The organism is Streptomyces sp. NPDC107528 (genome assembly GCF_055639295.1).
In genome coordinates this window covers 147,294-168,235 of record NZ_JBVKAV010000006.1, presented here as the reverse complement: position 1 = coordinate 168,235, position 20,942 = coordinate 147,294, and the positions used below count along the sequence as shown (strand labels likewise).

Below are 20,942 nucleotides of genomic sequence, written 5' to 3'. Positions count from 1 at the left end.
CAGAGAATCACTCGATGTGATGACTTATGCCGGGGGAGGGCTTTACCCAGGCACTTTCTTTCCGTATAGGGCGCTCTCACACATCGAGGCCGCCCTCACTTCCGCCCTCGCCGCCACTGTCGGAGTCGTCCTCGTACGTCGGCACGGTCGTGTCCAGGCCCAGAGCCTTGCGCGCGGTGACGGTCGTGGGGCCGTCGACGTAGCCGTACGCCTTGTCGTAGTGCGTGTAGAACGTGTCCGCGTCGTCGGCGGCCGCCGCCTTGGCCCACTCCTTGCGGGCGTCCTCCATGTCCGCGAGGAACTCGGTGACGGCCCCCTTGGCGTCCTCCGGCCAGGGCTGTGTGCGCAGATTCTCGGTCTGCTCGCCGAGGACGCGGTGGACGTCCTTCGCCCAGGCCCGGTTCGCCTTCAGGTCGTCCTCGGGGTAGGCCTCGGGCTCCTCGTAGAGGACGTTGTCGATGTGGTTGGACGCCGACAGGAACCTCACCTGGTACCCGTCGAGGGTCATGTAGTCACGACGCAGCGACTCGGCCAGGGGCTTGCCGTCCGTGCTGCCGAACATGCAGGTGATCGCGCGGTCTCCGAAACGCCAGCTCTGCCGGGTCGGCACGAGGTAGTACACGTCCACGCCGTCCGGGAGGGCCCAGGCGTCCAGGGCGTAGCGGCCCGCCTGCTCGTAGCACTGGTCGTCCGCGACCTCCGCGAGCTCGTCGTCGCCGGGAAAGGAACCGTCCGGCACCTTCACGACGCCGACGACCTCGGCGTCGTGCTCATCGGTGCAGGGCACCTCGTCGACGTCGTAGGTCTCGCCCTCCAGGGTGCCGGTCGAGGAGTTGAAGCAGTCGCCCGTGGCGAGCGCGAAGGCGGTGCCCTCGCCGCTCGCGGCGCCCTTGAAGCCGTCCCAGAAGTCGGAGGCGGCGCCCGTCGACAGCATCAGCGCCCACAGCGCGATCCCGACGGTGGACAGCACGGACCCGGCGACCGCCATGCCCGTGCCGCGCTCGCCCCTCTTCCTGATCTGCACCAGCGCGAGGAGCCCCAGCGCCAGACCCACGGCCGGCAGGAAACAGAGGATGCCGAGGACGAGGGCGCCGATGGCCACACCGTTGACGGGCGCGGAGGGGCCGTAGGGGCCGTACGGGCCGTAGGGGTGGTGCGGGTACGGCCCCTGGGCGGCGGGTGCGCCGTAGGGGTTCGGCAACGGGTACTGGCCCTGCGCGTACGGCCCTTGGGGCTGCCCCGGGGACTCCTGTGGCTGGTGGGGTCCGGGAGGCGGAGGTATGGACACGAGTACCGTGCTCCTGCGTTCGGGCGGCGGTGCCGGGTGGTGGGAACTGGCGTACGACTGGGCGAATCGTAAGCGTGGGGTGGGGCGATGGGGGACGTGGTGCGGGTCACGAATGCGACGGTCCGGGCGGTCAACGGGCTGACGGCGCGGTGGGCGGCTGCTTCCGAGGGCGGCACCGTGTTCTCGGCTGCGGGTGTGTGGCCGCTGCTCGCCTTCCTGGCGGACGGGGCGGGCGGTCCGGCGCGGGCGGAGCTGGCCGACGCGGTGGGGTTGCCGGCGGACGAAGCGGCGGGCGCGGCGCGTGAGTTGCTGGGCGCGATGGGGGCGATGCGGGGGCTGGACTCGGCTCTCGGGCTGTGGACCAAGCGGACGCTGGAGCTGCGGGAGCGGTGGGAGGCGGGGCTGCCCGCGGAGGCGCACGGGGTGCTGACGGGGAATGCGGAGGCCGACAAGGCGGCGCTGGACGCGTGGGCGGTGAAGCGGACGGGTGGGTTGATCGAGGAGATGCCCGTGCGGCTGGGCGACGACACCGAGATGGTGGTGGCGAGTGCGCTGGCGTTGCGGAGTCGGTGGCTGATGCCGTTTCGTGAGGGGTACTGGATGCCGGAGTCCGGGCCCTGGTGCGGGCGGGAACTGCAGGGTCTGTGGCGGGACAGCACGTTGCTGGACCGGGTCGGTGTGGCGGACACGCCCGAGGGGCACGTCACCGAGCTGAAGGTACTGGGCGACAACGCGATCGACGTGCATCTCCTGCTCGGCGAGGAGGGCATGGCGCCCCGCCAGGTGCTGAGGGCAGGGGTGGAGATCCTGGCCCGCAGGCATCCGATCGTCCCCGGCCCCCAACTCTCCTACGGCGACGTGGGCCCCGGCCTGCGCGTCGTGAGGGAGCGCCGCGCGACGCCCGAGCCGCCGACCCTGGAGGTCCGGACCGTGGCGTACGAGACACGGACCGTCCATGACCTCCTCGACCACCACGACGTGTTCGGGCTCACGACCGCGAGAGTGACGCGGCCGCCCGGTCACTTCCCGGGAATCAGCGGCTTTCCTCTGCACGTCGAAGCGGCCCGGCAGTCCGCGATGGCCCGGTTCGGCGCCCGCGGCTTCGAGGCGGCCGCGGTGACCGCCTTGGGCGCGGTCGGCGGCGGCGGTATCCCAGAGCTGCGCTGGGTGACCACCACCGTCCGGGCCACCTACGACCGCCCCTTCGGCTTCCTCGCCCTGCACCGTCACTCACGGCTCGTCCTCGCGGCCGGCTGGGTCACGGACCCGGAGCCGTACCGCGAGGACGAGGAGGACTACTGATCCGGAATCAGAACTGCAGCGCCCAGGCGTCGATCCGCCCGGTGTCGTAGTTCGCGTTGTCGCTCACGCGCAGCTTCCACGTGCCGGCCGCCGCTTCCGAGGAGGCGTTGACCGAGTACGTGGTGTTGATGTTGTCCGAACTGCCCCCCGTGCCATACGACTTCAGCGTGTACGCCGTGCCGTCGGGGGCGATCAGCTGGACCTGGAGGTCGCCGATGTACGTGTGGACGATGTGCACCTCGACGGGCAGGGCCGCGGGCGCGTTGCCCGAGACGCCGGAGACGGTCACCGGGGACTCGACCGTGGCGTTGTCGGCGATGGCGTAGTCACCGGCGTTCTCGAAGCGCGGGCCGGGCGGGGTGGTCGTACCGCCGCCGACGTACAGGAGCCGGTTGGGCGAGCCCGTGCCGGGGCTGGTGACGACGCCGGTCGTGGCGGCGGACGTCAGTGCCGAGGCGACCTGGGCCGGGGTGGCCGAGGGGTTGTCGGCGAGGTGGAGCGCGACCGCGCCCGCCACGTGCGGGCTCGCCATCGACGTACCGGAGATGGTGTTGGTCGCCGAGTCGCTGGAGTTCCAGGCCGAGGTGATGGACGAGCCGGGCGCGAACAGATCCAGGACCGAACCGTAGTTGGAGTAGCTCGCCCTGGCGTCCGTCGAGGTCGTCGCGCCGACCGTGATGGCCTCGGTGACGCGTGCGGGCGACCTGGTGGAGGCATCGGTCGACTCGTTGCCGGCCGCGACGGCGAAGGTGATGCCGGAGGCGATGGCGTTGCGTACGGCTGTGTCGAGGGCGGTGTCGGCGCCGCCGCCGAGGGACATGTTGGCGACGGCCGGCTTGACGGCGTTCTGGGCGACCCAGTCGATGCCGGCGACGACCTGAGCGGTCGTTCCGGAACCGGAGTTGTTCAGCACGCGGACGCCGACGACCTTGGCCTTCTTGGCGACACCGTAGGCGTTGCCCGCGACCGTGCCCGCGACATGCGTGCCGTGGCCGTGGCCGTCCTGGGCGGTGTTGTCGTTGTCGATGGCGTCGTAGCCGTAGGAGGCACGGCCGCCGAAGTCGCTGTGGGTGATGCGGACGCCGGTGTCGATGACGTACGCGGTCACGCCCTGCCCGGCCGAGTCCGGGTAGGTGTACGAACTGTTCAGCGGCAGGTTCTTCTGGTCGATGCGGTCCAGGCCCCAGGAGGGCGGGTTGGTCTGGGTGGCGTCGATGCTGAACGTGCGGTTCTGGACGACCGACGCGACCGCCGGATCGGCGGCGAGCGCCTTGGCCTCCGCCTCCGACGCCTCGATGGCGTAGCCGTTGAGAGCCTTCTTGTACGTCCGCTCGATACCGGCGCCGTACCCCTCGACGAGGGTCCGCCCCGCCTTGGAGCTTGAGCGGGCGTGGTCCGCCTTGAGGGTCACGAGGTAGCTGTCGGCGACGGCGTTGGCCGCGCCCGCGTACTGGATACGGCCCTCGGGAGCGGCCGCGGCGGGGAGTGCGGAGACGAGGCTTGCGGTGAGCGCCGCGGTGGCCGCTGCGCTGAGCAGAGCCATTCTTCGGCGGGCCGTGCTGTGGGGAGTACGCATCACTGCCATCTGAGGGATCCTCCTCAATCGGTGGTGCGCTGGTGGGGGTTGCACGGGTGCACGCCCGAGGTAGACAGGGACATGTCAAATGTCAGGTCGAATGTCCGTGTCGCACCTGTGCGTCAGCCGAAAGATTGAGGACTCCACAGGAATTACACAAGGGGCCTGCACGGCGAACTCGGCCCGTCGGGCTCTGCCGAGTTCGCCGGATCAGGTCAGTCGTCGAAGGACGTAGCCCGGGTCCGCTTCTCCCAGGCCGCGATGTCGCCGCGCACCTGGTCGAGATGACCGAGTACGGCGTCGACGCCGTCTTCGCCGAGAGGCAGGCGCAGCGGGGTGCGGTCGGACCCCAGCGCGGCGAGGATCAGAGCCGCCGCCTTGGCCGGGTCGCCGGGCTGGGTGCCGTCGCCGCCCGACACGAGGCCGCGGGTCCGGCTCACCTTGGGGTAGAGGCCGCTGTCCGCGCTGGTCCCCCTGCGCCCCGTCTCGAACAGGGACGTACGGAAGGAACCCGGCTCCACGATCAACACCTTGATGCCGAACTCGGCGACCTCGTCCGCCAGCCCCTCCGACAGCCCCTCCAGCGCGAACTTCGTTCCGCTGTACGCCGAGAAGCCCGCGAAGGACATCTGCCCGCCCATGCTGCTCATCTGCACGATCGCCCCGGAGCGCCGCTCGCGCATATGCGGAAGCACGGCGCGCGTGAGGGCGACCGGCCCGAAGACGTGCACGTCGAAGAGCTCACGCAGCTCCTGCTCGGTCGTCTCCTCGAAGGCGCCGACGTGGGTGCGGCCCGCGTTGTTGACCAGGACGTCGATCCGGCCGTGCCGCGCGATCACGTCCTGTACGGCGGCTTGTGCGGCACCCGTCTCCATGACGTCCAGGCGCAGCGCCTCGGCCTGGTCGGGGTGCGCGGCCACCAGGTCGTCCAGGGCCTCGGGCCGCCGTGCCGCGCCGACCACCACGTCGCCCCCGGCGAGCGCCGCCTCCGCGATCGCCCTTCCGAAGCCGCTGGTGGCGCCGGTGATCAGCCACACCTGGTTCATGACAGCTCCTCGTGTCGTCGTGTCCCGTATCGCCGTGATGTGGACCAGCCTGCTGCGCCATGGGGTTGCCCGTCCAAGACCCACGCTGATAACCGATGGTCATGGCGATGGATGTTCATGTACGGGACCTGCGCTACTTCGTGACGGTGGCCGAGGAACTGCACTTCACGCGCGCGGCCGAGCGGCTGTACGTTTCCCAGCCGGCGCTCAGCAAGCAGGTCCGCGCCCTGGAGCGGCAGCTGGGCATGGAGCTGTTCCGCCGCGAGCCGCAGGGCGTGAGCCTCACCGAGGCCGGCACGGCACTGCTGCCGCACGCCCGACGGGTGCTGGACGCCTGGTCGGAGGGGACGGCGGCGCTTCAGGCCGCGCGGGCGGCAACACGCGGCACGCTGGTCGTGGGCATGAGCACCAGTCCGGGGTGCGGTGGACTGTTGCCCGCGATCCGCTCCCGTTTCAGCGCGGCGCACCCGGAGACGGCCCTGCGGCTGCGGCAAGTGAGCTGGGACGACCCGACGGCGGGCCTCGCGGACGGCGAAGCCGACGTGGCCTTCGTGTGGCTGCCGCTGCCGGACGCCGGACGTTACGGCTGGACCGTGGTCGTGGAGGAGCCCCGACTGGTCGCGCTCCCCGAGGCCCATCCGCTGGCCGCCCGCGCGGAGGTCGACTTCACGGACCTGTTCGAGGAGCCGTTCCTCGCCCTGCCGGCGAGCGCGGGGCCGTTGCGTGACCACTGGCTGGCGCTGGAGGAGCGCGGCGGGCGCCCGCCGCGCATCGGAGCGGAGATCGCGAGCACCGAGGAGACGTACGAGGCGCTGGTCGCGGGGCTCGGGGTCTGCCTGGTGGCCGCGGGCAACGCCCCGCTGGTCTCTCTGGGCTCGGTGGTGACGCGTCCGGTGCGGGGGCTGTCGGCGAGCCGGTATGCGCTGGCCTGGCGGCGCGAGGATGCCGGGCGGCCGCTCGTACGGGCGTATGCGGAGGCTTGTCGCCGGGCGGCGGGGCGGGCCTGACCGCGCCGGGCGGCGGGGCGGCCTTGACCGCGCAGGGCGGCGGGCGGGAGCGGGCCCTGGTACGTCGTCATGGCCCCTCGTCGCCCGGGACTCACGCCCCTTCCGTAGCGGGCTCCGTTGCCGGGGTCGTGCCCAGCCGGGCCTGCTCCTCCTCGACGATGCGGCGGGCGATGGCGATGTCCGAGATGTCGACGGCGTCCGGTGTCGCCTCGGCGACCGCGCTGCGGCGGGCGTACGCGTCGAACAGCCGGGTCTTGTTCTCCAGCATGCGCACGAGCCGTTCGTCGACCCCGCCCGTGCACAGCAGGCGGTGCACGCGCACCGAGCGGACCTGGCCCATGCGGTGGGCGCGGGCGACCGCCTGATGCTCGACGGTCGGCTTGAGCTGCGGCTCGCAGAGGATGACGACGGACGCGGCCTGCATGTTGAGGCCCACTCCGCCCGCCTCGATCTGCGACAGCAGCACGGCATGGCCGGGCGCGGCGGCGAAGTCGTCGACGAGCTGCTGTCTGCGGGCGGGCGGCACGCTCCCCGAAATCGGCCCGAAGACCCGCCCGTTGACCGGCCCGTTGACCCGTCCGTTGAGCCGCCCGTTGAGCCCTTCGGCGCCCCGTCCGTCTTCCGGCGGATCCGACGGCTGCGTCGCTCCCGGTACGTCCGCGAGCACCAACGCCTCCCGCACGACCGCGAGTACGTCCCGGAACGCGGAGAACACGACGACCTTCAGCCCGTTCTCGGCGGCCTCCTCGGCGATCTCGCTCAGCCGGTCCAGCTTCGCCGACCGCTTCGGGCGGGCATACGCGGCTCTGCGCATCGCCATGAAGTTGCCGGCCCGCACGGCCTCGCGGTAGGCCTCCTCGTCCGCCGCGCTGGGCTCCTCCCACTCGTCCGTGTGCTGGAGCGCGGGGAGTTCGGTGAGGACGTCCTGCTGGTTACGGCGCAGATAGACCGGCGCGACCGCCTTCCGGAACGCCTTGGAACCGGCAACGCCGTCGTGCTCGTCGACGGACTCGGCCAGGCCCGGCTGCAGGATCCGCACCAGGCTCCGGAACTCCTCGACGCGGTTCTCCATGGGCGTACCGGTCATGAACAGCACGCGGTCGCAGTGCTCCGCCCACTCGGAGACGGTCCTGGAGCGGCGGGTCGCGGGGTTCTTGACGTAGTGCGCCTCGTCGACGACGAGCATGCCCAGCTCGCCGCCGCCCGGCACCGGAAAGCCGCGCAGGGCGTCGAAGGTGGTGACCGCGACGCCGCCCCGGCCCTTCCAGTGGGCGAACGCCTCCTGCCGTTCGGGGCCGTGTAGCGGAGTCACGCGCAGCGCGCTGCGCTTCTCGATCTCCCGGGTCCAGTTGATCAGCACGCTGGCCGGGCAGACCACCATGAAGTGACTCTGCCCCTCGGCGGCGAGGTGGGCCAGCGCGGCGATGGCCTGGATCGTCTTGCCGAGCCCCATCTCGTCGCCGAGGATCGTCCGGCGCTGGGCCAGGGCGAAGCGGGTGCCGAAGGCCTGGTAGCCGCGCAGGGAGACCCGGCGGTGCGTGTCGTCGAGCGTTTGGTTCCTGACCCGCTCCGCCACCTCGTCCGGCAGGAACCCCTCGGCCGCCGCGGGATCGGGAGCGCGGCCGGAGAGCTCGGCGAGCAGGCCGTAGTACTCGGCGGAGCGCAGCTCGAAATCGACGAGGGCGGCGACCTCGGACTCCGGGCGGCGCAGCAGGTCGACCGAGGCCTGGGCGAGCAGCTCGGGCACCCCGTCCTGTTCGGCCTGTTCGGTCAGGGTGCGGATCTCGGCGACGGCCGCCAGCGCCCGTTCCCGCTTGGCCTGCCCGGCGAACAGCATGCGCAGCCGCCCGGCCGCCGGCCCGGCCTCGGCCAGCAGCGGGCCGAGCCGCTCGGTCAGCGCCCCGGCCGCGTCGACGGCCCGGCGTGCCTCGTCGCCCGCCTCCACCAGCACGCCGAGCGCCATCACCAGGGCGGTGGTCCGGGGCTCCGGGCTGTCCACGTCGATGTGTACGGCGATGGTGTCCCGTACGGCGTCGGCGATCCGCCGGGCGGCAGCCACGGTCTGGTCGGCGGTCTGCTGTCCGACCCCGGGCAGCTGGCGCAAACGGTACGGCCCGGCGTCGAGGACCTGCCCGACCGTCCGGAACCCGCCCTTCTCCACCTCGCCCAGCCGCAGCCTGCCCTCGGTGACGTCCTTGAGCCGGGCCACCGGAATGACGTCCAGCTCGCGCCGGGCCAGGTCGTCATGGATCGGCTCCAGGGCCTGCCGTACGGCCGCGACGGCTCGCGCATGGTCACCGGCCACCGCCTGCGCCGCCTCGTACAGCCGCCCGCCCCGGGCCACCGTCTCCCGCTCATTCCGCCCCATCGCGCCCCCGGCCCCTTCCCGCCCCTCTCGTCGCGTCCTTCGCATCCTGCCATCCAGGGCGCGCTAGCTTCCCGTGATCTGCGCCAGGATCGATCCGTCCGTGATCCGGGCGTCGGCGGCCAGCAGGAACGCCTTGCTGAGGATCAGCGAGAGCCGGTCGTCCTCGAACGGCAGGAACACCCGCCCCTCGTCCTTGTCCCGCTTGTCCCTTACCGGGACGACGCACAGATAGCTGCCGTTCGGTTCCATCAGGATGTTGGCCGAGCCGAGGTGGATTCTGTACGTGCTCAGGTCGCCGCGGACGACCAGGAAGCGGCCGTCGAGCGAGCACCGGTCGGCGATCTCCAGGCGGGGCACGATCCGCTCCAGGGCGTCGCGCCGGGATGCCGCGCTCTCGGTCAGTTCGGCGAAGCCGGCCGCTCCCAGTAGGTGCGCCCGGGGCCGACGTCGGTCCAGTCGGGGTCGGCGGCGATGGAGGTCACGCCGACGAAGAGGTCGATGTCCCGCATCGCCTCGCTGAACACCAGCGGGGGCACGTCCGCGAGCGGCGCCTCACGCCAGGCGCCGTCGGCCCGGCGGGCGAAGCGGACCTGGTCGGTGGAGGCCAGTTCGTCGCCGTCGGCCCAGTCGTACCAGGTGTGGAAGAAGCGCACCTGCCACTCCCCCGCCGCCAGGGTGCGCTCGGCCGCGTCGCCGTCCCCCTCGACCGTGAAACCGCCCTCCAGCGCCCGGGCGAGGGTGACGAGTTGGGCGTTCACCCGCTTCACCAGCTCGCGCAGCTCCTTGACGAGGGCGGCGTGGTCGCGGGTGGACCGGCGCGGGGAGGCCGCGCAGTGGCAGGGCACGGCGGGTGAACGCCACGTAGGGGGCCGTCTCGGCCGCACCGCGCCAGGCGTCCGTGAGCGACGGCGGCGGCGGCGAGCTGAACCTGTCGCTCCGGTCGATCTCGGCCAGCCGCGCCCGCTCGGCCCGGCCGAGGGCGGCGATGACGGCGATCTCGTCGGCGATCACTGGGCCGACGTCCTGGGAGAGGCGCTCCACGGCCGCCCGCAGTGTCGCCTCGTCCGCGAGGCCGCGACCGCGAGCAACGCATACGGCTGTCGCACGGTGTCCTTCTCCAGCAGCAACCCAACCAGTCGGCGGGCCGGTTCGGACACGTCGGGCAGCGGGCCGGTGCAGCACTCCAGCGTGGCCAGGCCGAAGGTGAGGTCCGCCCAGCCGCGCTGCTCGGCCGTCTCGGCGAGCATCTCGAACAGCCGGCGGCACACGTCCGGCGTGCAGCGCGGCTGCCGTTCCCCGGCCGCCTCCTCGATCGCGGCGCGGAACCTCGTCGTCGCGTGCCGTTCCGAGACGTCCACCTGGTACGTCTCCACGAGCATGCCGCCGAGCTCCTCGGCGCAGACCTGCGACAAGTCGGGGTGCGCCGCGTCCCTTTCGTAGTCCATGCGGGGATCATGGCAGCCGGCACTGACATCGCCTCCGGGCCGATCCGCCCCGCGCTCACACCGCCATCCCGTTGTCAGTGGCCCCCATTACTGTGGCGGCCAATTGATCGAACGATCACCGACCGGGGGGTCGGCGAAGGGGAGGGGCCGTGCGGCGCTGGGAGTTTGTCGGGGACGGTTCGGCGAAGTTCTGGGAGGCGGAGGCCGAGGGCGCCGCTGTCACCGTGCGCTACGGGCGAGTTGGCGCCGAGGGCCGTACGCAGGTGAAGGAGCTGGACTCGACCGAGGCCGCCGAAGTCCATCTGGCGAAGGTGATCGCGGAGAAGGAGCGCAAGGGGTATCGGGAGGTTTCGGCCGAGGTCGCTGCCGAGGATTCGGCGCGGGCTGTGGAGTCGGCGCCGGCGGTGGATTCGCCGCCGGCGTCGCCGGACGGGGTCGTCCCGCCCGATGAAGTCGTCCAGCCCGATGAGGTCGTCCTGCCCGATGAGGTCGTCCTGCCCGATGAGGAGACCTTCGAAGTACCGGTTGCCTGGCGGCGGTTGGTCCATCCGAGGCGAGGCGGGATCAGGCGGGCCTCCGTCGCGCCGCGCAAGGACGCCGAGAAGCTGGTGGCCGGCCGGCTGAAGGAGGAGGCGGAGTGGATCGAGCAGATGCTCTCCTCTCCGAAGAGCGAAGCCCGGATCGTCGAGGCGGCCCGCGCGCATCTGAGCGGGAGCCCCAGTCCGCTCGGCGCGGCCGCCCTGGCCGCGCTGACCGTGCACTACCAACTCCCCAGCGGTGTCTTCGTCGACACCTGGGTCCAGGACCACGGCCTGGCCTTCGCCGCTCGTGCGGTCGTGGAGTACTTCGACATCGAGGCCTACTGGCAGCAGTACGGCATGAACCGGCAGGACCCCCGGCTGCGCTTCCGGCCCGCCGGCGGCTATGTCGAGGGCCAGTGGGCGCGCCCCCACTTCGCGGACCGGATGAGGGCCCTGCTCGCCGCGGCCGACGAACCCTCCTACGGGGCCGCCGTCGCCGCGCTCGCGCAGTGCCGGGACGCGGAGCGTCGTCGCATCGTCGTGTCCTATCTGGTGCCCGGCGAGCGGGAGTGGGTCGCCGAGTGCTGCACGGGCGAGGTCGTGGACGACCCGCTGCTCCGGGAGATGCTGCTCTGCTCGATCGGCTCCCCCGATCAGCTCGGTCACTTCGGCAGCAGGCTGCGTCTGCACTGGGGCGGCTGGTCGATGGCGTTCGTCGCCACGCTCGCCGAGGGGACCGGCACCGCGGTCGCGCCACGGCTGGAGGAGGGCCTGGACGTCGCGTACGGCTCCGACCGGACCAAGATCCTCGCCGGCGCCCTGGTCGAGCTGCCGTCGGACGACGCCTTCGGCATCCTTCTCGCCCGTGTCGAGGACAAGCACGTACGCCCGCATCTGCTGGAGGCGATGCGGCGTTACCCGGTCCGCGCGCTGCGCCTACTCGGCAAGGCGGCGCTCGGCTCCGCCAAGTACGCGTCGATGGCCCGGCAGTTGCTGGCCGCGCACGTCCATACGCACCGGAAGCTGACGGCCGCCGTGCTGCCCGACCTGCCCGCCGCCGTCGCCGAACTCGTCGAACCGATGCTCACCAGCAGTGACCGAGTGGCCGACGCCCCGCCGGAGGCGCTGCCCGCGCTGCTGGTCAGCCCGCCGTGGGCGAAGAGGCGTACGGCCCGCAAGGCGCGCGTGGCGGACGAGACGCCGGTCGTCCCGGAGCCCCGGGCCGCCTGGCTGCCGGGTGAGCGGGAGGAGTGGGCCGGCACCAAGTCCTGGTACGCCGAGTGGCGCAAGAAGTACACCTGGTCCAAGGAGATCGAAATCCTCCAGCGGGGCGAGCAGTTGAAGGACGTCCGGGACGTCCGGCTGTTCGTCGACGGGCCCGAGGACGTCGTCCGGCCGCTGCTGGCCGTCTGCGCCCCCAAGGACTACTGGGACGGCGAGTCCTCCCTCAAGCCGGTCGCCGCCAAGCACGAAGTGCACGCCCTGCCGTTGCTGCTGCACGCGGCCGCCCGGCATCCCTCCACTCTGGGGGCGCCGGTCCTGCCGTATCTGAGTGTCGAGGTCGCCGCGCTGGTGTGCGACTGGCTGGCCCGTCTGAAGTCGGCCGACGCGACGGCCCGCGAGTGGCTGGCGCGGCACGGTCTGGCCGCCGTCCCGTACCTCGTGCCCCACGCGGTGGGCAAGCCCGGCGTCGTGCGGCGGGGCGCCGAGCAGGCGCTGCGGCTGGTGGCGGACGCCCAGGGCGGCGAGGCGGTGCTGAAGGCCGTCGCCGAGTGCGGGCAGGAGGCCGCGGACATCGTTGGGGAGCTGCTGTCCGCCGATCCGCTGGAGAGTGCACTTCCGGCACGGATGCCCGCCGTGGGCGCCTGGGCCGACCCGGCGCTGTTGCCGCAGATCCTGCTGAAGGAGGGCGGCGCGCTGCCCGCCGACGCGGTACGGCACGCCCTGACCGTCCTGGCGGTGTCCAAGCCCGGCGAGGTCTACCCCGGCCTCGACGTGCTGACCGAGCGCTGTGCCGCCGACTCCCTCGCCACTTTCGCCTGGGGCCTGTTCGAGCAGTGGCGGCTCGCCGGGATGCCTCCGAAGGAGAGCTGGGCGCTGCATGCCCTGGGCTGGCTCGGGGACGACGAGACCGTCCGGCGCCTGACTCCCGTGCTGCGCGCGTGGCCCGGTGAGGGGGCGCACCACCGTGCCGTGGAGGGGCTGAACGTCCTCGCGACGATCGGCACCGACGTGGCGCTGCTGCATCTGCACGGCATCGCCCAGCGGGTGCCGTTCAAGGCCCTGAAGGTCCGCGCCCAGGAGAAGATCGCCGAGGTCGCCGAGGGACTGGGCCTCACGCCGGAGCAGCTGGGCGACCGGCTCGTCCCCGACTTCGGTCTCGACGCCGACGGCAGCACCGTCATCGACTACGGCACCCGGCAGTTCACCGTCGGCTTCGACGAGCAGCTGCGGCCGTACGTCCGCGACGCCGACGGCAAGCCCCGCAAGGCTCTGCCCGCGCCCGCCGCCAAGGACGACCCGGAGCTCGCGCCGGCCGAGCGCAAGCGGTTCGCGGCACTGAAGAAGGACGTCCGTACCGTCGCCGGCGACCAGGTGCGGCGGCTGGAGGCGGCCATGGTCGCCCAGCGCTCCTGGCCGGCCGCGGAGTTCCGGGATTTGTTCGTGGCGCATCCCCTGCTGTGGCATCTGGTGCGGCGCCTGGTCTGGCTCAGCGAGGTGGACGGTGAGATGACGGCGTTCCGGGTGGCGGAGGACCGTTCGTTCGCCGACGTCGAGGACGACGAGCTGACGCTGCGCGACGAGGCAAGCGTCCGGCTGGCGCATCCGCTGCACCTGGGTGAGGATCTCGGCGCCTGGTCGGAGCTGTTCGCCGACTACGAGATCCTCCAGCCCTTCCCGCAGTTGGGCCGGGCCGTGCACGCGCTCACCGAGGAGGAGTCAGCGGGTCACCGGCTGGCCCGCTTCGAGGGGGCCACCGCACCGGTCGGCAAGCTGCTCGGCCTGACCAAGCGGGGCTGGGAGCGGGGCACACCGCAGGACGCGGGCGTGGAGCGCTGGTTCTCCCGTCGGATGGCCACGGACCGCTACCTGGTGATCGAACTCGACCCGGGGATCGCCGTCGGCATGGTCGAGGAGTTCGGCGACCAGAAGTTCGAGACGGTGTTTCTCGACACCAGGCCGGACGACTATTGGCGCAGGCGCGAGTACAAGCTGCGCTTCGGCGGCCTCGACCCCGTCATCGCCTCCGAAATCCTGGCCGATCTCACCGAGGTGACCGCGAAGTGACCGCGACCGTGACCGTCGAAGGCGCCGACGAGCAGCTCCAGCGCCCACCGGCCGAGGTCCGCCACGCCGAGGAAATCGCCGCCCTGCGTGCCGGCGACGGCGACCCGCGCCCGCCGGGCTGGCAGCTCAGCCTGCGTGCCGCCCGCCGTTTCATCGTCGGCGACGAACGGGCGGGCATCAGCCGGAAGTTCGTCGGCAACGTCTCCCTGGTGGAGCGCGCCCTCGTCACCCTGGCGACCAACCGCGGCCTGATGCTCGTGGGCGAGCCGGGCACGGCGAAGTCGCTGCTGTCCGAGCTGATCGCGGCGGCCGTCAGCGGCAGCTCCGCGCTCACCGTGCAGGGCGGCGCGGCCACCACCGAGGACCAGATCAAGTACTCCTGGAACTACGCCCTGTTGGTCTCCGAGGGCCCCTCGCCCCGCTCCCTCGTCCCCGCGCCCATGCTGAGCGGCATGGCCGAGGGCCGGATCGTGCGCTTCGAGGAGATCACCCGCTGCCCGCTGGAGGTGCAGGACTGCCTGCTGTCGCTGCTGTCCGACCGGGTGATCGCCATCCCCGAGCTGGACGGGCCGCAGGGCATGGTCTTCGCCCGGCAGGGCTTCAACGTCATCGCCACCGCCAACACCCGCGACCGGGGCGTCAACGAGATGAGCGCCGCGCTCAAGCGTCGCTTCAACTTCGAGACGGTCTTCCCGATTCCCGACTTCGACACCGAGCTGGCGCTGGTCGAGGCCGAGGCCACGGCGTTGCTGCGGCAGTCGGGCGTGGAGGCGGCGCCGCGCCGGGACGTGCTGGAGGTCCTGGTGGGCACGTTCCGGGAGCTGCGCGGCCCGGCGGAGCGGGGCGAGCGGATGTCCACGGTGATGAGCACCGCCGAGGCCGTGTCCGTCGCGCACGCGGTGGGGGTGCGTGCGTGGTTCCTGCGCGGCGAGCCGGGCAGCGCGGCCGACGTGGTGACGAGCCTGGCGGGCACGGCCGCCAAGGACAGCCCCGAGGACCTCGCCCGGCTCCGGCGGTTCCTGGAGCAGGACGTGCCTCGGCGCAAGGGGGCGCAGTGGCAGGCACTGCACGACGCACGGCATTTGCTGGCGGACTGATGACCTGCACCGTCGACTCCGGCTCGGTCGTGTTCCTCGGCGTACGGCACCACTCGCCGGCGTGCGCCCGCCTGGTCAGCCACGCAATCGAGACGCTGCGGCCGGCGTACGTCCTGGTGGAGGGCCCGGCGGACATGAACGACCGGCTGGACGAGTTGCTGCTCGGCCACCGGCTGCCCGTCGCCGTCTTCAGCCACTACCGCGACGAGAATCGCGTCGCGACCTCGTGGGCCCCGCTGTGCGACTACTCCCCGGAGTGGATCGCACTGCGGGACGGTCGCGCCGCCGGTGCGGACGTGCGGTTCATCGACCTGCCGGCCTGGCATCCGGCCTTCGCGGAAGGCGCCGACCGGCAGACCAACCGCTACGCCGACGCCGAGGCGAGGTACACGGAGGCGACCCGACGGCTGTGCGCGCACTTCGCCGTGGACTCGGTGGACGCACTGTGGGACGGGCTCTTCGAGGTCGCCGAACCGGGTGACGGGGCCGAGCCGGGAGACGGAGCCGAGCCGCCTGACCCGGACGCCCTCCGGGCCCGCCTCGACGCCTACTTCGAGCTGGTCCGCGGCGACGCGGAGGCCGACCCCGGCGACCGGGCGCGCGAGGAGTACATGGCGTCCTGGGTACGGACCGCGGTGGCCCGCGCCGGGGAGCGGCCCGTGCTGGTGGTGACTGGCGGCTTCCACCAGCCGGCGCTGCGCGCGCTGTCGTTCCGGGGCGGCGGCCCTGGCGACAGCGGGTCCGACGGGGCCGCCGACTGGCCGGAGGTCCCCGCCCCGCCGGACGGCGCTCTCGGCGGCAGCTTCCTGGTGCCGTACTCCTTCCGGCAGTTGGACGCCTTCGCCGGCTACCAGTCCGGCATGCCCTCGCCCGGCTACTACCAACAGCTGTGGGAAGGCGGTGCGGGCGCCGCGGCGCAGGGCCTGTTGCGCTCCGTCGCCGAGCGGCTGCGCGCCCGCAGGATCCCGGTGTCCACGGCCGATCTGATCGCCGCGCGCGGTCTGGCCCAGGGGCTGGCCCTGATGCGGGGGCATCCGTACGAGACCCGGGTGGATGTCCTCGACGGTCTGGCCGGTGCGCTGATCAGCGACGATCTGGAGCAGCCGCTGCCGTGGACCGGTAGGGGCACGCTCGGCGCCGGCAGCCATCCGGTCGTGGTGGAGATGGTCGCCGCCTGCGCCGGCGAGACCGAGGGCCTGCTGCACCCCGAGACACCCCTGCCCCCGCTCGTGCACGACGTCGCAGAACAGCTCGCCCGCCTGGGCCTGGCCGACGCGGACGCCCCGGTCACCTTCGACCTCACCGACCCGAACGGGCTGACGCGCAGCCGGGTCCTGCACCGCCTGCGCGTACTGGACGTCCCCGGCTTCACCCGGGTCTCGGGCCCGTCCGACGGCGCCGATCCGGTGTTCACCGAGCGCTGGGAACCCGGTCCGGTGAGCGGGCGGGAGGCCGCGCTCATCGAGGCGGGTGCGTACGGGGCGCGGCTGGACGAGGCGGCCTCGGTGCTGCTCGGTGAGCGGGCGCGTGCGCTCGGCGCGGACGCCGGACCGCTGGCCGGGCTGCTGTTCGACGCGGTGCTGTGCGGCGTCGGCCCGCTCTGCGACGAACTGCTGGACTTGCTGGCCAAGCAGGTCGGCCAGGTCCGGGAACTGGGGTCGCTGGGCGAGGTGCTGACCGCGGCGCTTGGGCTGTGGCGGCACGACCGGGTGTTCGGCGTGGCCCGCGGCCGGCTGCTGGGCAGTGTTGTCGCGGGCGCCGCCGACCGCGTGTTCTGGCTGGCGGAGGGGCTGCACGGCGGCCCCGGCGTGGACTTCGCGCGGCTGCGCGCACTGGCCGCCGCGCGCGACGCGCTGCTGCACGCCCCGGAGTTGCTGTCGGTCACCCGTGAAGCCGCCGCCGAGGCCGCCTCCCGGATCGGCCGCGACCGGCGTGCCCCGGCCGATCTTCGGGGCGCCGCGTTCGGTCTGCGCTGGGCGCTGGGCGTCCCCGACGACCCGGCGACGGCCGTACAGGCACTTGCGGCCGGTGCCGCCGACACTCTCGGCGACTGGCTGGCCGGCCTGTTCGCGCTGGCCCGTGAGGAGGTGGCCGCAGGTGCGACGGCCGGCGGCGCCGGAGACGCGACGGCTGCCGGGAAGGTCAGCGCGGAGGTCGACAGGGTCGGCGGCGCGGATGCCGGCGGCGCGCCCCTGATCGACGTCCTGGACGGCATCGTCGCCGCGATGGCCGAGGACGACTTCCTCACCGGCCTGCCCGCCCTCCGCCAGGCCTTCGCCTTCTTCCCGCCCCGCGAACGCGAGCGCATCGCGGAACGCCTGCTTCAGCGGCGCGGCAGGCACGGCTCGGCCCGCTCGCTGCTGCGGACGACCGCCGACCCGCTGCAACTCGCCCGCGCCCGAGCCCTGGAGGAGAACGTGGCCCGACTGCTGGACCGGCACGGGTTGGGGGCGTTGCGATGAACTCCCCGACACCGAAGCAGCCGCCGGCCTCGCCGGACCCCACGTCCTCGATTCCCACGTCCCCGAATCCCGTCTCGCCGGACCCCACATCCCCGGCCCCCACCTCGCCGGACACCACGTCCCCGGACCCCGCCCTCGAACGCTGGCGCCTGATCCTCGGCTCCCCCGCCGAGCGCTGCACCGGGCCGCTGCGCGGTTCCGCCGTCGCCCGGGACGCCGCGCTCGACTGGCTCTACGGCCGTGACGAGGACCTGCGTCGTCGTGGGGTGCGCAGAGGCGGGTCGAAGTCCGACTCCCGCGAGGGCGGCGACGGGCCGTCCCAACTCACCGCCGTCGACTGGCTCGACGACATCCACCGGCTGTTCCCGAAGGAGACGGTGGAGCGGTTGGAGCGGGACGCCGTGGAGCAGTACGGGATCCACGAGATCGTCACCGACCCGGACGTCCTCGCCCGCGTCGAGCCCAGCCAGACCCTGCTGCGCGCCGTCCTGCGCACCAAGCACCTGATGAACCCCCAAGTGCTGGCCGCGGCACGCCGGATCGTCGAGACCGTCGTACGGCAGCTGATGGAGCGCCTGCGCCCGGAGGTCCGCCGGGCGTTCACCGGCTCCCGCTCCCGCCGCCCCAGCCGGCTGCCCCTGGCCCGCGACTTCGACTTCCGGACCACGATCCGCGCCAATCTCGCCCACTACCAGCCCGAGGAACGCCGCATCCTCATCCAGCGCCCGCACTTCCACTCGCGCACCCGTCGCCACCTGGAACAGTGGCAACTGGTGCTGCTGGTGGACCAGTCGGGCTCCATGGCCGGCTCGGTGATCCACTCCGCCGTGACCGCCGCCTGCCTGTGGAGCCTGCCGGGCCTGAAGACCCACCTGGTCGCCTTCGACACCGAGGTGGTCGACCTGACGTCCGAGGTGACCGACCCCGTGGAGCTGCTGATGGGAGTGCAGCTGGGCGGCGGCACGGACATCGCCCGAGCCGTCGACTACGGCGCCTCCCTGGTCGAGAACCCACGGCGCACCATCGTCGCCCTGGTCTCCGACTTCTACGAGGGCGGCGACCCGTATCGCCTGGTCCGTACCGTGCGCCGACTGGTCGAGCAGGGCACCACGGTGCTGTGTCTGGCCGCCCTCGACGAGGCCGCCGACCCCGTCTACGACCGCGGTCTGGCCGGGCGGCTGGCGCAGGCCGGCGCCCCGGTGGGCGCGATGACGCCGGGCCGGCTGGCCGAATTCGTGGCGGAGAAGGTCGGCCGGGGAGGACAGGGCGGACCCGGCGGACACGGCGGACCGGGAGGTCTCGGATGACTCAGACGACTCAGACGACTCAGACCACTCGGACGACACAGCCAACGACGCTGCCAACGACGCTCCGCACCGATCTGCTGGCCCTCACTCCCAGGACGCTCGCCTCCCTCGCCAACCGCGGCCTCGTCAAGCGTGCCGAGAAGGAGGTGGCGGCGGGCTCCGGTCCTGAAGTGACCGTCTCCGACGACGGCACCGTACGCGGACGCTTCCCGGACGGGACGGATACGGCTCTCCCACCGGGCCTCGGTCTGGACGCGGCGGACTGCGGCTGTGCGGCGACGGGCGTGTGCCGCCACCACATCGGACTGGTGCTCGCGTACCAGCGCGCGTATCAGCACACGGCCGAGTCCGCCCCGGAAGATGACTCGCCCGCCGCCAAGGCCGAGTTCGTCGACTGGACGCCGGCCGAGTTCGACGACGACGCGCTGACCGCCGCGCTGGGCCGGGCCGCCCTGCTTGCCGCTCAGCGCGTCAAGGACCGCGGCTACGTCGCCCGACTGCACCGCCCCACGGCCGCCGACCCGGAACCCCGCGTCGAACTGCCCACCTGCACCGTCCGTTTCCCCGTCCCCCACGAACTGGGCTACGCCCTCACCGACGCGTCCGCCGCCCTGCGCGGCGAGGTGGTGGTCCTGGCGGCCTGGGCGTTCCGGGCCGCGGACGGCACGGACGGGGCGATGACGGCAGACGGCGCAACCACCCCAGCTGCCACAGCACCCACGCCCGCACCAGCACCGGCACCGGCACCGGCACCAGCACCCGCGGCCACCCCCAACACCCCCCGCATCACCGAGGTGAGCGTCGGCGGCCGTACCCCCAGCGCCACCGCACACCTCACCGACGGTCCCCTCCGCACCGCGCTGGCCCTCGCCGACGACCTCCTCCTGGACGGCGTCCAGCAGACGGGCCCGGTCTTCGCCGGCTCCCTCGCCCGCGCCCAAGAAGCGCTGACCTGCGCCTCGCTGCACTGGCCCGCCGGCGCGGTGGCCGAACTGCGGGAGCAGATCGACGCGTACGCCACACGCGGCACGCACTACGAGGCGGAGCGCTTCGCCCTGCTGCTGGCCGAGCTGCACGCCCGGCACCGGGCCGCCGGCCACGACCCGGTCGGGGTGCTGGGCACCAAGGAGGCACCGGAGACCGCGCTGCGCCGGGTGCGGCTGGTGGCGCTCGGCTGCCGGATCGGCGGCACGGCGCGCGACCGGACCGCCGAGACGTACTTCGCCCACGCCGAAGCCGGAATCGCGCTGGTGCTGCGCAAGCGCTGGGAGCTGACGGAGGACCAGTCCCTCACCGGGCACGAGTTGGCCGGCCGCCGCCTGCTCGGCTCGCCCCTGCGCACCCTCGCCACCGCTAACGTGGTCAGCGAGCACACCTCACGGGCCGCCGACCGGACCGTCTCCATCTCCCGGGGCCGCATCGCCGCCACGAGCGTCACCCCGCTCGGCTCGGCCTGGCGGGAACTGCCCGGCAGTCTGCTGCTGCGGGACACCGCCGCGCATCTGCGGGCCGCCGGCGAACGGCCGCCCCGGCTGATCCGCCCGCGGGTCGAGGCGGAGTCGGTGCGGGTGGTCGAAGTGACCGCGGTGGAGTCCGTCGGCTACGACCCCGCCGCGCAACGGCTGGAAGCGGTCGTACGCGATCCGGCCGGCAACGAGATCCTGGTCCGCGCCGCCTACAACCCCCTCTGCCCCGGCGGACTGGACGCGCTGGCCGCCGCGCTCGGCGACGAGGAGGTCCACGGCGTCAGCGGCATGCTGAACCGCGCCCACGGCAGGATCGTCCTGGACCCGCTGGCCGTGCTGACCTCCAAGGGCGTGATCATCCCCGACCTCGCTCCGGGCGAAGGCGACACCACCCTCGCCATGGCCCGGGCCCGTTCCACGGACCCGATCACCACGGCACTGGAATCTGCCATCGCCGCCCTGGCCCAGGCAGCCCACCACGGCCTGCGCCGAGTGACGGCGCCCGGCCGCACCCGCCTGACCGACAGTGCGGCGGCACTCCAACGCGCCGGTCTGCACACCGCCGCCCGCCTGATACGCGACCTGGACACGACCCTCCACCGGGACGGCGCGACGGCGGCCGTCCCAGCCTGGGTGGACGCCCAGATCCAGCTGGCGGTGAGCCTGGAAGTGCACGTGGAAGGAGCCGAAGGGCTCGACACCGCCGGGAACCCGGATGGCTGAGGGACGGGGCGCACCCGGCCTGACAACTCGGGTCGATGTGGCGCCC

General features: G+C 72.9%; 14 protein-coding genes. 7 read left to right on the top strand and 7 right to left on the bottom strand.

Annotation, left to right across the window (positions count from 1 at the left end):
- Window positions 1-76: 76 nt before the first annotated feature.
- Window positions 77-1,288, bottom strand: coding sequence for a DUF4190 domain-containing protein (locus tag ACZ7L5_RS20565; RefSeq protein ID WP_471518245.1), 1,212 nt, complete (start codon window positions 1,286-1,288; stop codon window positions 77-79).
- 87 nt (window positions 1,289-1,375) lie between these two features.
- Between ACZ7L5_RS20565 and ACZ7L5_RS20560 the strand changes: the two genes are divergently transcribed.
- Complete coding sequence (locus tag ACZ7L5_RS20560; protein ID WP_471518244.1) at window positions 1,376-2,590, top strand: serpin family protein; 1,215 nt, start codon at window positions 1,376-1,378, stop codon at window positions 2,588-2,590.
- A gap of 7 nt (window positions 2,591-2,597) precedes the next feature.
- On the opposite strand, the gene ACZ7L5_RS20555 is transcribed toward ACZ7L5_RS20560, so the two are convergent.
- Window positions 2,598-4,175 (bottom strand): S8 family peptidase, encoded by a 1,578-nt coding sequence (locus ACZ7L5_RS20555; RefSeq protein WP_471518243.1) that lies wholly within the window; start codon window positions 4,173-4,175, stop codon window positions 2,598-2,600.
- 206 nt (window positions 4,176-4,381) lie between these two features.
- On the bottom strand, window positions 4,382-5,212 hold the full coding sequence (locus tag ACZ7L5_RS20550) for an oxidoreductase (protein WP_471518242.1): 831 nt from the start codon (window positions 5,210-5,212) through the stop codon (window positions 4,382-4,384).
- A gap of 95 nt (window positions 5,213-5,307) precedes the next feature.
- Between ACZ7L5_RS20550 and ACZ7L5_RS20545 the strand changes: the two genes are divergently transcribed.
- Window positions 5,308-6,219: a LysR family transcriptional regulator gene (locus ACZ7L5_RS20545; protein WP_471518241.1), complete on the top strand. Its 912-nt coding sequence runs from the start codon at window positions 5,308-5,310 to the stop codon at window positions 6,217-6,219.
- A gap of 91 nt (window positions 6,220-6,310) precedes the next feature.
- Here ACZ7L5_RS20545 and ACZ7L5_RS20540 read toward each other — a convergent pair whose 3' ends face one another.
- From ACZ7L5_RS20540 to ACZ7L5_RS20525, 4 genes are all read right to left on the bottom strand, one after another.
- Window positions 6,311-8,587 (bottom strand): DEAD/DEAH box helicase, encoded by a 2,277-nt coding sequence (locus ACZ7L5_RS20540; protein ID WP_471518240.1) that lies wholly within the window; start codon window positions 8,585-8,587, stop codon window positions 6,311-6,313.
- 63 nt (window positions 8,588-8,650) lie between these two features.
- Window positions 8,651-8,989 (bottom strand): DUF7737 domain-containing protein, encoded by a 339-nt coding sequence (locus ACZ7L5_RS20535; RefSeq protein ID WP_471518471.1) that lies wholly within the window; start codon window positions 8,987-8,989, stop codon window positions 8,651-8,653.
- Window positions 8,986-9,432, bottom strand: a complete 447-nt coding sequence (locus ACZ7L5_RS20530) for a hypothetical protein (protein ID WP_471518239.1) — start codon at window positions 9,430-9,432, stop codon at window positions 8,986-8,988. Before ACZ7L5_RS20530 ends, ACZ7L5_RS20535 begins: the two co-directional genes overlap by 4 nt.
- 162 nt (window positions 9,433-9,594) lie before the next feature.
- Window positions 9,595-10,032 (bottom strand): hypothetical protein, encoded by a 438-nt coding sequence (locus ACZ7L5_RS20525; RefSeq protein WP_471518238.1) that lies wholly within the window; start codon window positions 10,030-10,032, stop codon window positions 9,595-9,597.
- 149 nt (window positions 10,033-10,181) lie between these two features.
- On the opposite strand from ACZ7L5_RS20525, the gene ACZ7L5_RS20520 reads away from it, so the two are divergent.
- Genes ACZ7L5_RS20520 through ACZ7L5_RS20500 form a run of 5 tightly spaced genes read left to right on the top strand, consistent with a single transcriptional unit; the run spans window position 10,182 to window position 20,896 of the window.
- Window positions 10,182-13,841 carry a WGR and DUF4132 domain-containing protein gene (locus tag ACZ7L5_RS20520; RefSeq protein WP_471518237.1) on the top strand — a complete coding sequence of 1,220 codons (3,660 nt, stop codon included), beginning with the start codon at window positions 10,182-10,184 and terminating at the stop codon, window positions 13,839-13,841.
- Entirely contained in the window at window positions 13,838-14,938 is a 1,101-nt protein-coding gene (locus tag ACZ7L5_RS20515) for an ATP-binding protein (RefSeq protein ID WP_471518236.1), read from the top strand. The genes ACZ7L5_RS20520 and ACZ7L5_RS20515 overlap by 4 nt, the downstream gene beginning before the upstream one ends.
- The gene (locus ACZ7L5_RS20510; RefSeq protein ID WP_471518235.1) at window positions 14,938-17,400 is read left to right on the top strand and encodes a DUF5682 family protein; all 2,463 of its coding nucleotides are present in this window, start codon (window positions 14,938-14,940) and stop codon (window positions 17,398-17,400) included. Before ACZ7L5_RS20515 ends, ACZ7L5_RS20510 begins: the two co-directional genes overlap by 1 nt.
- Window positions 17,397-18,707: a VWA domain-containing protein gene (locus ACZ7L5_RS20505; RefSeq protein ID WP_471518234.1), complete on the top strand. Its 1,311-nt coding sequence runs from the start codon at window positions 17,397-17,399 to the stop codon at window positions 18,705-18,707. Before ACZ7L5_RS20510 ends, ACZ7L5_RS20505 begins: the two co-directional genes overlap by 4 nt.
- The gene (locus ACZ7L5_RS20500; protein ID WP_471518233.1) at window positions 18,704-20,896 is read left to right on the top strand and encodes a hypothetical protein; all 2,193 of its coding nucleotides are present in this window, start codon (window positions 18,704-18,706) and stop codon (window positions 20,894-20,896) included. Before ACZ7L5_RS20505 ends, ACZ7L5_RS20500 begins: the two co-directional genes overlap by 4 nt.
- The last annotated feature ends 46 nt before the right edge of the window (window positions 20,897-20,942 follow it).